11 protein-coding genes are annotated in these 11,770 nt (G+C 50.5%); all 11 read right to left on the bottom strand.

Annotated features, from left to right (window positions below; translation table 11 throughout):
* Positions 1-456, bottom strand: a complete 456-nt coding sequence (gene fabZ / locus PS053_RS19085) for a 3-hydroxyacyl-ACP dehydratase FabZ (RefSeq protein WP_000210739.1) — start codon at positions 454-456, stop codon at positions 1-3.
* A 104-nt stretch (positions 457-560) separates the two neighbouring features.
* Complete coding sequence (gene lpxD / locus PS053_RS19080; RefSeq protein WP_001139293.1) at positions 561-1,586, bottom strand: UDP-3-O-(3-hydroxymyristoyl)glucosamine N-acyltransferase; 1,026 nt, start codon at positions 1,584-1,586, stop codon at positions 561-563.
* Between the two features lie 3 nt (positions 1,587-1,589).
* On the bottom strand, positions 1,590-2,075 hold the full coding sequence (gene skp / locus PS053_RS19075; protein WP_000758953.1) for a molecular chaperone Skp: 486 nt from the start codon (positions 2,073-2,075) through the stop codon (positions 1,590-1,592).
* A 122-nt stretch (positions 2,076-2,197) separates the two neighbouring features.
* Positions 2,198-4,630 (bottom strand): outer membrane protein assembly factor BamA, encoded by a 2,433-nt coding sequence (bamA, locus tag PS053_RS19070; RefSeq protein ID WP_001240910.1) that lies wholly within the window; start codon positions 4,628-4,630, stop codon positions 2,198-2,200.
* Positions 4,631-4,659: 29 nt separating this feature from the next.
* Positions 4,660-6,012: a sigma E protease regulator RseP gene (gene rseP / locus PS053_RS19065; RefSeq protein ID WP_059227833.1), complete on the bottom strand. Its 1,353-nt coding sequence runs from the start codon at positions 6,010-6,012 to the stop codon at positions 4,660-4,662.
* Positions 6,013-6,023: 11 nt separating this feature from the next.
* Positions 6,024-6,881 carry a phosphatidate cytidylyltransferase gene (gene cdsA, locus PS053_RS19060; protein WP_000922459.1) on the bottom strand — a complete coding sequence of 286 codons (858 nt, stop codon included), beginning with the start codon at positions 6,879-6,881 and terminating at the stop codon, positions 6,024-6,026.
* 12 nt (positions 6,882-6,893) lie between these two features.
* Positions 6,894-7,652: a (2E,6E)-farnesyl-diphosphate-specific ditrans,polycis-undecaprenyl-diphosphate synthase gene (gene ispU, locus PS053_RS19055; protein ID WP_010338877.1), complete on the bottom strand. Its 759-nt coding sequence runs from the start codon at positions 7,650-7,652 to the stop codon at positions 6,894-6,896.
* 188 nt (positions 7,653-7,840) lie between these two features.
* On the bottom strand, positions 7,841-9,037 hold the full coding sequence (gene ispC, locus PS053_RS19050; protein ID WP_256878676.1) for a 1-deoxy-D-xylulose-5-phosphate reductoisomerase: 1,197 nt from the start codon (positions 9,035-9,037) through the stop codon (positions 7,841-7,843).
* A gap of 91 nt (positions 9,038-9,128) precedes the next feature.
* On the bottom strand, positions 9,129-9,686 hold the full coding sequence (gene frr / locus PS053_RS19045; protein WP_000622416.1) for a ribosome recycling factor: 558 nt from the start codon (positions 9,684-9,686) through the stop codon (positions 9,129-9,131).
* Between the two features lie 333 nt (positions 9,687-10,019).
* Complete coding sequence (gene pyrH / locus PS053_RS19040) at positions 10,020-10,745, bottom strand: UMP kinase (RefSeq protein WP_000224577.1); 726 nt, start codon at positions 10,743-10,745, stop codon at positions 10,020-10,022.
* Between the two features lie 146 nt (positions 10,746-10,891).
* Positions 10,892-11,743, bottom strand: coding sequence for a translation elongation factor Ts (tsf, locus tag PS053_RS19035; protein WP_000818112.1), 852 nt, complete (start codon positions 11,741-11,743; stop codon positions 10,892-10,894).
* Positions 11,744-11,770 lie beyond the last annotated feature (27 nt).

Raw genomic sequence — 11,770 nt, 5'->3', positions numbered from 1 at the left:
TCAGGCCTCCCGGCTACGAGCACACATCATCGTTGCTTCGCAAACTACTTTACCGTCGACCAGAGCAACCCCTTTAAAACGGGTCAGGCCGCGGCGCGTTTTTTCGAAAGTGACTTCCATGATCATTTGATCGCCAGGCACGACCGGGCGCTTGAAACGCGCTTCGTCAATACCGGCGAAGTAGTACAGCTCGCCCGGTTCCAGTTTTCCTACGCTTTTAAACGCCAGAATCCCCGTTGCCTGTGCCATAGCTTCCAGAATCAGCACGCCCGGGAAAATCGGTTTCCCAGGGAAATGGCCCTGGAAGAATGGCTCATTGACAGAGACATTTTTTACCGCGCGCAGAAAACGACCTTCTTCAAAATCCAGCACACGATCTACCAGTAAGAACGGAAAACGGTGCGGTAAAAGTTCTAAAATCTCTTCAATCTGCAGAGTATGAGTGTTAGTAGTCAAGATACTCTTCCTGTCAAAATATAAGAAACGACAATAATAACACGGCCTGCCACAATCGTAAGAATGAGACAGGCCGTAAAGCTTGGCGAACAAAAGATGGAACGTTAGTCTTGCTGATTAACTTTGCGCTCAAGCGCTTTCAGACGCTTGCTCATGTCATCAATGTTCATCACCAGTGCAGCGGTTTTGCGCCAGACTTTGTTGGGTTGCAGCGGAATGCCTGAGGAATAGACGCCAGGTTCTGTGATGGGACGCATCACCATACCCATGCCCGTAACCGTTACCTTATCGCATATTTCCATATGCCCGTTGATTACGCTGGCACCGCCAATCATGCAGTAACGACCAATTTTCAGGCTGCCCGCCATAATGACGCCACCGGCAACCGCCGTATTGTCGCCAATCACGACGTTATGTGCAATCTGACACTGGTTATCAATGATCACGCCATTGCCGATCACCGTGTCATCCAACGCGCCACGATCGATAGTGGTACATGCGCCGATCTCCACGCGATCGCCAATAATTACGCGACCAATTTGTGGGATCTTCACCCAGTTGCCACGATCGTTGGCATAACCAAAACCGTCCGCGCCTATCACAGTTCCTGACTGGATCAGGCAATTTTGGCCGATCTGGATTTCATGGTAAATGGTGACGTTTGCCCAAAGACGCGAGCCTGCGCCAATCTTACTGTTCTTACCAACGAAACAGCCAGCGCCGATAATCACGTTATCGCCTAACTCAACGCCGGACTCAATTACCGCGTTAGCGCCAACTGAGACATTGCTACCCAGCTTTGCCGTCGCGTCGATCACTGCACTGGGTGCGATGTTCTGCGCGGGCTGCGGCGTGGTATCTAAAATTTGCGCCATGCGCGCATAAGTCAGGTAGGGATTCTTCACTACCAGCGCGGCACTTTTCGCGAAAGGGAGATCGTCCTGGGTCATCACAACCGCAGACGCCTGGCACAAGCCTAAATGCTCACGGTATTTAGGATTAACCATGAACGTGATGTGACCTGTTTGTGCAGATTGCATGGACGCAACGCCGGTGATGACAATATCGCCATCACCGTGTAGTTCTGCATCCAACTGCTGCGCTAAATCAGCCAGTCGAATTGAAGGCATTACTTATTTAACCTGTTTCAGTACGTCGGCAGTGATGTCTTTTACATCGCTGCTGTTGTAAGCAACGGCGTTTGCATCAACAACCAGATCGATGCTCTGGCTGCTGGCAACGGATTTCACAGCAGTCTGGATACGAGTAACCAGTTTGCCGCGTTCTTCGTTGGAACGACGTGCGCGATCTTGCTCAAAGGCCTGTGCTTTCTGAGCAAAAGCCTGACGCTGAGCCATCACGTCTTTTTCCAGCTTAGTACGATCGCTGCCTGCTTTCATGGATTGCAGCTTTTTCATTTTAGCCTGTAGATCAGTTTCCATACGCTGCAGTTCGCTGGCACGGCCTTTGAACTCATTTTCCAGCGTGTTGGAAACTCCGGTTTTCTGTGCTACCTGCTGGAACAGGCTGCCCATATTGACGATTGCAATTTTGTCAGCCGCCTGAGCAGAAGTTGCCAGTGCTAAACCGAGACCTGCAGCTAATAACCACTTTTTCACAATAAACTCCTTACCATCCCATTTGCACCGGAAGGTGCAGTTCTTTGCGTGGCCCGGCGATCTTACACAAGATCGCCTAAAGTCATCGCTACACTACCACTACATTCCTTTGTGGAGAACACTTACCAGGTTTTACCGATGTTAAACTGGAACTGTTCTGCCTTGTCTCCATCGTACTTTTTGAACGGCTGGGCGTAGGAGAACACCAACGGCCCCAATGGGGACATCCATTGTAACGCGACACCCGCAGACATACGGATATTGCCTGGATCACTATAGTCCGGATATCCAGAATATTGGCTGGAATCCCAGTTTGTATCCCAAACAGTCCCCATATCCCAGAAGAAGGAGGTACGGACCGAGTTGGCATACTTGTCGCTAATGAACGGCGTCGGGGTAATGAATTCGAGGCTGGCAACCGCCATGGCGTTACCCCCTACGGCATCATTAGATTTACACAGGTCTTTCGCTCCGTCCTGTGTCGCACATTCGTAGTCGTAGTCTGGATCATAGTTACTGGCCTGATGCGGGAAGTAGACCGCTTTTGGACCAATGGTGTTAGACTGGAAGCCACGCACGGTGCTGGAGCCACCGGCATAGAAGTTCTCATAGAACGGCATCTCTTTACCGCCTAAACCATCACCATAGCCCCAGCGAGTACGTCCCAGAACAACCCATTTGTGATCATCGTCGATCGGTACATAGGTCGCCGTATCTAACGTCACTTTGTAGTATTCGTTATCCGATCCAGGAATGGTTACTTTACCCGTCAGGTTGACGCGCGAACCATCGGTCGGGAAGTAACCACGGTCGAGCTTGTTATAGGTCCACCCATAGTTGAACGTAAAGTCGTCTGTTTTGAAGCTGTTATCCTGGTTAGCGGTGCTCGGATGTTCACCCATGGAGTAGAGATAACGCCACATCGCAACCTGCGGCTGCATATTGGACAAGGAGTTATGTACATAACCCAGACCCGCACGCAGGGAGTTATATTCGTTAATCGGGAAGCCCAGCGTTACATCTGTACCATAACTCTTGTTGGTATAGTCGGACAGGTCGGCGTCATCTGCCTGGAAGTCATTGTAGAAGAGACGACCGCCAAGGCTTACGCCATCTACAGTGAAGTATGGGTTAGTTACCGACAGTTCAGCATAGGTCTGGTAATCATTTTTAGTACCGTTGATACCTACAGCATAACCCGTACCTAACCAGTTATCCTGCTGCACGCCAGCCTGGAAACTCACGCCACTTTCTGTGCCGTAGCCAATACCAAAGTTGAAGCTACCGGTGTTACGTTCTTTCACTTTGTAGACCACGTCAACCTGGTCCGGGCTACCCGGAACACGCTGAGTGTCTGTATCAACAGTTTCAAAGAAGCCCAGACGATTCAGACGCTCTTTACCCTGATCGACCAGATCGCTACCCAACCAGGCACCTTCCATCTGGCGCATTTCACGGCGCAGAACAGCATCTTTGGATGTATCGTTGCCTTCAAAGCGGATCTTACGAACGTAGAAGCGGTTACCCGCATCAACATTCACATGTAATTTAACGGTTTTGTCAGCATCGTTAATTTCAGGCTGCGACTGTACACGTGGGTAGGCATAACCATAGCGACCAAGAAGCTTTTTAATATCATCTTCCATTTTGGTCACTTTGGTGCCGTTATACAGCTCACCCGGCTCGATCTTAGTTAGCTGCTCAATTTCCGCAGAGTGTCCGGCAAGGTTGCCGCTTACTTCAACGCCAGAGAGCTTGTATTGATCGCCTTCGGTGATGTTGACCGTGACGTAAATACCTTTTTTATCCGGGGTCAAACTGACCTGGGTCGAGTCGATGTTGAAACGTGCATAACCGCGATCCAGATAGTAACTACGCAGGGTCTCAAGGTCCCCCGCCAGTTTCTGTTTCTGGTATTTACGATCGCCTACCACGTTCCACCACGGCACTTCGTCACGCAACTGGAAATGAGAGATCAGTTCATCGGTAGTGAAAGCATGGTTACCAACGATATTGATTTGCTGGATTTCCGCTGACACACCTTCCTGGAACACCAGTTTAAGGTCAACACGGTTACGCGGCAGAGGGGTCACGACAGCCTTAACGCTGGCGCTATATTTACCGACGCTGTAGTAGAAGTCTTCCAGACCTTTTTCGATATCAGCAATGGTGGTGCGATCGAGAGATTCGCCCACACGCACGCCAGAAGCCTCGAGGTTTTGCTTCAGCATGTCATCTTTCACCGATTTGTTACCGGAGAAAGTGATGCTGGCAATGGTCGGGCGTTCTTTTACCTGAACCAGGAGGGTATCACCATCACGAAGGACGCGAACATCCTCAAAGTTGCCGGTAGCAAACAGAGCGCGAATGGTATTACTGATATCTTCATCATTAACCGTGTCGCCTGTGCGCACCGGCATACTGAGGAGGGCCGCACCAACGGCGACACGCTGAAGGCCTTCGAAATGAATGTCTTTCACTACGAACCCTTCAGCACCGTATACGGTGGCGCTGCTAAACAGCAGCGACGCTATGAGCAACTTTTTCATCGCCATCGTTATTATGCGTTCTTCCTAACTAACTCTCATAACCGAGAGAAATCATTGAAAAGTGCAAGCCCCATTAACAGCACCAGCAGAATCGAGCCGATGCGATAACAAAAGTCTTGAACCCGCTCGGATACCGGTCCGCCCTTGATCTTTTCGATCGCAAGGAACAGCAGATGCCCCCCGTCAAGCACGGGCAACGGAAACAGGTTGATTATCCCTAAGTTCACGCTAATAAGCGCAAGAAACGGCAGGTAATAAACAACCCCGAGTTCCGCTGTCATCCCAGCCCCCTTGGCGATAGAGATCGGCCCACTGAGGTTGTTCAGCTTCACATCACCGGTGATCAATTTTCCCAGCATACTGACCGTCAGCTTCATCAGCTGCCACGTTTTATCCGTGGCTTCGACGACAGCGTTGAACGGCCCATACTGGCGTACAACTTTATACTCATCTGGCAAAGGAATGACTTTCGGTTCAATGCCGACAAAACCAATCGCCTTACCATTACCCGGTTTGCTCTCCGGGACTAATGTCAAAGACAAGGGACTCCCCTGCCTTTCGATATCCAATGCCAGAGGTTTGCCCGGGTTATCCCGGACAAGCATCACAAACGCCACCCATTGTGTTAATGGCTGACCATCGACTTTAACGATCCTGTCGCCTGCTTGCAAACCGGCCTTACTTGCCGCTGAGTTTGGCTGCACATTTTCCAGTACAGGTTCAATTTGCGGCCCACGAGGACGAATCCCTAGCGAAGATACCGGATCTTCTTTGTCTGGCTCAAACGCCCACTGACGTAAATCGAGCTTTACATCCCGCCGCTGGTCGCTGCCAAATGGCGCGACCGTGATAGTGGTACTTTCATCGCCAATTTTATCGACCAGTTGCAAACGCACGGCATCCCAATCAGGCGTTTCGATACCATCGATGGCTTTTAGTTCCGTACCAGGTGCAATTTGTGCTTGCGCAGCTATCGAGTTGGGCGATATTTCGCCAACTACCGGACGAACGCCGGGCACGCCAAGGATAAAAACCAACCAGTAGGCAAAGATAGCAAAAATGAAGTTTGCAACCGGACCTGCGGCAATAATCGCCGCACGTTGACCGACAGATTTATTATTGAAAGCCTGGTGGCGAAACTCTGGAGCGACCGGTTCTGCCCGCTCATCCAGCATTTTGACATAACCGCCCAAAGGGATCAGGGCGATGACATACTCGGTGCCAAGTTTGTCAGTACGGCGCCAGAGCGCCTTACCAAAACCTATTGAGAAACGCTCAACGCGAACACCACAACGCCGGGCAACCCAGAAATGACCAAATTCATGCACGGTGATAAGTACACCCAGCGCAACAATGAACGAAGCCAAATCCCAGAGAAAACTCAGCATAATACCTTCCGTTAAAGCGTCTTGAATACCAACAACAACAGGCAAGCAAAGACCGGCACCGCAGCCGTCAGGCTATCAATACGATCTAAAATACCGCCGTGTCCTGGAATTAAATGACCGCTGTCCTTGATTCCTGCTTCACGCTTAAACATGCTCTCGGTCAAATCACCGAGCACAGAGGCTAACGCTGCGACAATGGAGCAAATGAGCAAGGTGACAGGCGCAACATCGAGATTCGCCCACATCCCATAACCCCATGAGATGACTGCTGCGGTAGCAAGTCCACCGATAAAGCCCTGCCAGGTTTTGCCCGGAGAAACCTTCGGCGCCAGCTTATGTTTGCCAAATAATTTGCCAAACATATATGCCCCGGAGTCAGCCCCCCAAACCAGGATCATGACATAGAGCAGCCATATCGCGCCACTGTAATGATTTTCGTCATAGTGCCAGGCCCGTAATGCCAGCATGCCCCAAAAGAAGGGAACAATGGTTAATATGCCAAAGATAATGCGCAACGTTCTGGAGTTACGCCAGATCGCCGCGGAACCGGGATAGAATAACACCAACAGTAATGCGACACCCCACCAGCCAAGCGATGCCCAAAGCGAGGCTTCAACCAGCGGTTGATGAATATTTCGGTGATATTCCGGCAACAGAAAAAGCATCAGCGCCAGTAATAAACCGCACAACAACGCCAGCCAAACTCGCTGCGAGCGAGTGGTAAAACCGCTAAGCTGTCCCCATTCCCATGCCGCCAACATACTGACAACCAACGTAACAATGGCGAACCCCACCGGCGGCAACAGAAACAACGCCGCGATGACAACGGGTATTAAAACAAAAGCAGAAATCAGGCGATACTTCAGCAAAAGCGACCCCCATCAGGCTGTTTCATCACCGGGCTCGGTGCCGCCGAAACGACGCTCTCGATTAGCAAAGGCATTTAACGCCCCTTCAAAGTCTTGTTCATCGAAATCGGGCCAGAGAACATCCGTAAAGTAAAGTTCGGCATAGGCAATTTGCCAAAGCAAAAAGTTACTAATGCGATGTTCTCCCCCAGTCCTAATTACTAAATCTACAGGGGCCAGTTCATGCATACAGACATGCTGGTTGAGCATATCTTCATCTATCTGAGCCGGTTGCAGGTTTCCTTGCTGCACCTTTTCAGCCAGTTGCCTGACTCCCTGGACGATATCCCAGCGTCCACCGTAGTTCGCTGCAATATTCAGCGTCAGGCCCGTATTCCCGGCAGTTAACGCTTCAGATTTACGAATACGTTCTTGCAAACGCGAGTTAAAACGACTGGTATCGCCAATAATACGCAGACGCACGTTATGTCTGTGCAGGCTTTTTACTTCGCTATCGAGCGCCCACACAAACAGTTCCATTAACGCACTGACTTCCTGCGCTGGTCGGTTCCAGTTTTCACTACTAAAGGCATACAGCGTTAGCGCCTCAATACCGTTGTTGGCCGCAAAAGAGACAGCCCGGCGGACGGATTTTGCCCCGGCCTTATGCCCAAAGGCACGAATCTTCCCTTGCTTTTTTGCCCAGCGACCATTGCCATCCATAATGATCGCAACATGACGACAGCCATGAGCTGGCATTTTTTCGCTAAGTGGTTGAGTAGCAGACAACATCACGCGTTTCTTATTCCCTGACAGGGTTTACGGTACTCAGGAATACTGAAGCCTATACAAAAAAAAGCCGTGTCAAACCACGGCATATCTGATCTTATAAAGCCGACTAATTAGGATCAGATGGCGCAGACTATATCACTGAAGCCCTACGCTAACAAATAGCACGACTCTCTGTAGCCGGATTATCCTCAGCTTGCGAGACGCATCACCTCTTTTCTGGCGACATCACGCGCACTGGCATCGACAGACAACACATCTTCCACACATTGCGGTTCGCGCAGATCCATTTTTTCCAGAACGGATAAATTCAACGCAGCGATATCCGTAAAGCGGATTTGTTGCGCAAGAAATGCTGCAACGGTGATTTCGTTTGCGGCATTTAATGCGGTGGTCGCTGCCTGGCCTTGTTCAAACGCTTCCATAGCCAGTTTCAGGCACGGATAACGCTCATAATCCGGTGCGGCAAATGTCAATGCGCTCAGCTTGCAAAAATCGAGCGGCTTCACGCCAGAATTCACACGATTCGGCCATGCCATGGTGTGGGCAATTGGCGTGCGCATGTCAGGTTCTCCCAGTTGCGCCAGAACACTACCATCCTGATAACGCACCATAGAGTGAATCACTGACTGCGGGTGAAGCAGCACTTCCATCTGGCTGGCGCTGGCGTTAAACAACCAACGCGCTTCAATGTACTCGAGACCTTTGTTCATCATGGTCGCCGAATCGACGGAGATTTTACGTCCCATCGACCAGTTTGGATGACGGCAGGCTTGATCGGGCGTCATTGTTGCCAGTTCGCACAATAGCGTCTCACGGAAAGGGCCACCAGACCCGGTAAGTAAAATGGACACCACCCCATTTTGCGCAAGGTCAGCGTATCCCAGATTATGCTGGATAGGTTGCGGTAAACTCTGAAAAATAGCGTTATGTTCGCTATCGACAGGCAAAAGTTGAGCTTTACATTGTTTTACCGCGTCCATAAACAGACGTCCGCAGGTAACCAATGATTCCTTGTTTGCCAGCAAAATAGTTTTACCCGCGCGGATGGCTGCAAGTGTAGGAAGTAATCCCGCTGCGCCAACAATCGCCGCCATCACTTGATCAACATCCTCAAGCGCCGCCATATCGCAGGCTGCTTGCTGGCCGCTTAAGACTTCGGTGCGGCTACCGTGTTGTCGGAGCGTCGTTTTGAGAAGATTTGCACTCGCCTCATCATCCATTACGGCATAGCGCGGAGAGAATTCCAGGCACTGTTCTACCATACGAGTGACATTTTTGCCTGCCACCAGCGCAACTACGCGGAAGTGTTCGGGATTATGGCGCACCACGTCCAGCGTGCTGCAACCAATCGAGCCGGTTGAGCCCAGAATGGTGAGTTGCTTCATGAAACATCCAACGTTGAGACAGAATAAAAAGCAAAACGCCGCCAGCCGATCCGCAAGGATCTACTGAGCGGCGTTTTTGTCGTGTAAGAAATCAGAACTGCATCAGTTCTGCTTCTTTGTCTGCCAGCGCCGCTTCAATTTTCTTGATTGCAGCATCAGTCAGTTTCTGTACATCATCCTGAGAACGGCGATCGTCATCTTCGCTGATCTCTTTTTCTTTCAACAGTGCTTTCACTTTGTCGTTCGCGTCACGGCGCACGTTACGGACTGCAACACGCGCTTGTTCTGCTTCACCACGAACGATTTTGGTCAGATCTTTACGACGTTCTTCCGTCAGCGGCGGCAGCGGAACACGAATGTCGCTACCCGCAGAGTTCGGGTTCAGGCCGAGATCGGACGCCATAATCGCTTTTTCAACGGCCGCAGACATTGAACGATCAAACACGTTGATTTTCAGAGTACGGGAATCTTCTACCGTTACGCTTGCCAGCTGACGCAGCGGCGTCGGCGTGCCGTAATATTCCACGACAATGCCATCCAGCAGGCTGGGAGAAGCACGACCCGTGCGTATTTTGCTGATTTGGGTTTTGAACGCTTCTACGCATTTGTCCATGCGTACTTCAGCATCTTTTCTGATATCGCTAATCACGTTACGAATCCTTGAAAACTTGTCTCAGTCAGACCAGACAGTCACACACAGTGGAAGTGTGCTAAGTATAGCCCTGATTAAACATATTACGGGTAATCGTCTGGATTATTAGGCTATTTTATTTGCCATTTTGGCCCCAGGCTGTGCTCGCACAAAACGCTTAAGAATGTTGAACGCCCTTCAGGGCGACCCGAAGAACGCATAATCCTCACGTACTTTTGTTTGCTGCGCGCTGGCCGTGACCAAACTGCCTGCAACAATAACACCTTATAATCAGACTTACGCCCCGCGATACTTACGCGGAATCTTACCCTTATTTATCCATCACGGGAATTATTCCGTGATTAAAGTCCCTTCTTTTTCACCCATTACCACACGGCGCAGCGCACCCGGTTTATTCATGTTGAAAACACGAATCGGCAATTTGTGGTCACGAGCCAGCGTAAAGGCAGCCAGGTCCATCACTTTCAGCTCTTTTTCCAGCACTTCGCTGTAGGTCAACTGCTCGTACATAGTTGCAGTTGGATCTTTCGCCGGGTCAGCGGTAAACACGCCATCAACTTTGGTCGCTTTCAGTACCACGTCGGCTTCAATTTCAATACCACGCAGACAAGCAGCAGAGTCGGTGGTAAAGAATGGGTTGCCCGTACCGGCGGAGAGAATCACCACACGGTTGTTACGCAACAGGCTGATGGCTTCTGCCCAGCTATAGCTGTCGCACACGCCATTCAATGGAATAGCAGACATCAGACGAGCGTTCACATAGGCGCGGTGCAGCGCATCACGCATTGCCAGACCGTTCATAACAGTAGCCAGCATGCCCATGTGGTCGCCCACAACGCGGTTCATACCCGCTTTCGCCAGACCAGCGCCACGGAACAGGTTACCCCCACCAATCACCACACCAACCTGAACACCCAGTTCAACCAGTTCTTTGATTTCCTGAGCCATGCGATCCAGTATGCTTGCATCAATACCGAAGCCTTCCGTGCCCTGCAGAGCTTCGCCACTCAACTTAAGCAGAATGCGTTTATAGACGGGTTTTGCATTGGTAGCCATGTTTCTTTCCTGAGACTGTCAACGATTGAAATGAATTAATACCGACGACATTGTATGTCGCTTTTCAGCGCTGCCCCATAAGGGTTAGCTGAATTTACAAGATGGGCGCAAAAAGAAGCCGCCCTCAGGCGGCTCCTTTTCGATAATTAAGACTGCTTGGACATCGCAGCAACTTCTGCTGCAAAGTCAGTCTCAACTTTCTCGATGCCTTCACCCACTTCGAAGCGGATGAAACCAGTCACTTCAGCGTTATGCTCTTTCAGCAGCTGACCAACAGTTTTTGCCGGTTCCATAACGAACGGCTGACCGGTCAGAGAAACTTCGCCGGTGAATTTCTTCATGCGGCCTTCAACCATTTTCTCTGCGATTTCTTTCGGCTTACCAGACTGCATCGCGATGTCCAGCTGAACCTGGTATTCTTTCTCTACCACTTCAGCGGATACGTCTTCCGGCTTGATGAATTCTGGCTTGCTGGCAGCAACGTGCATAGCGATGTGTTTAACCAGCTCTTCGTCAGCGCCTTTAGCAGCAACCAGAACGCCGATACGCGCACCGTGCTGATAAGACCCCAGAACATCGCCTTCCAGTGCAGCAACACGGCGAATGTTGATGTTTTCACCGATTTTCGCAACCAGTGCAACACGCTCTTCTTCGAACTGAGCTTTCAGAACTTCAACGTCTGTAATTTTGCCAGCAACAGCTGCGTCCAGAACTTTGTCTGCGAACGCCTGGAAACCAGCGTCTTTTGCTACGAAGTCAGTCTGGCAGTTCACTTCCAGAATGATGCCGTAGTTGCCGTCGATTTTGGTTTTGATCACGCCGTCAGCAGCAACGTTGCCTGCTTTTTTCGCTGCTTTAATAGCACCGGACTTACGCATGTTTTCGATTGCCAGCTCGATGTCGCCGTTAGCTTCAGTCAGTGCTTTTTTGCAATCCATCATGCCTGCGCCAGTACGCTCACGCAGCTCTTTTACCAGGGATGCGGTAATTTCAGCCATTCTAAAATCCTCGGAGATGTGATCTGC

Source organism: Escherichia albertii (assembly GCF_028622335.1).
In the GTDB taxonomy this organism is placed as follows: domain Bacteria; phylum Pseudomonadota; class Gammaproteobacteria; order Enterobacterales; family Enterobacteriaceae; genus Escherichia; species Escherichia albertii.
This window is presented reverse-complemented; position numbering and strand designations above follow the sequence as displayed.

What these genes read in the sequence shown, in the direction of transcription:
- lpxD (WP_001139293.1), bottom strand. Translation starts at nt 1,586, where the DNA reads ATGCCTTCAATTCGACTGGCTGATTTAGCGCAGCAGTTGGATGCAGAA.
- bamA (WP_001240910.1), bottom strand. Translation starts at nt 4,630, where the DNA reads ATGGCGATGAAAAAGTTGCTCATAGCGTCGCTGCTGTTTAGCAGCGCC.
- rseP (WP_059227833.1), bottom strand. Translation starts at nt 6,012, where the DNA reads ATGCTGAGTTTTCTCTGGGATTTGGCTTCGTTCATTGTTGCGCTGGGT.
- ispU (WP_010338877.1), bottom strand. Translation starts at nt 7,652, where the DNA reads ATGTTGTCTGCTACTCAACCACTTAGCGAAAAAATGCCAGCTCATGGC.
- ispC (WP_256878676.1), bottom strand. Translation starts at nt 9,037, where the DNA reads ATGAAGCAACTCACCATTCTGGGCTCAACCGGCTCGATTGGTTGCAGC.
- pyrH (WP_000224577.1), bottom strand. Translation starts at nt 10,745, where the DNA reads ATGGCTACCAATGCAAAACCCGTCTATAAACGCATTCTGCTTAAGTTG.
- tsf (WP_000818112.1), bottom strand. Translation starts at nt 11,743, where the DNA reads ATGGCTGAAATTACCGCATCCCTGGTAAAAGAGCTGCGTGAGCGTACT.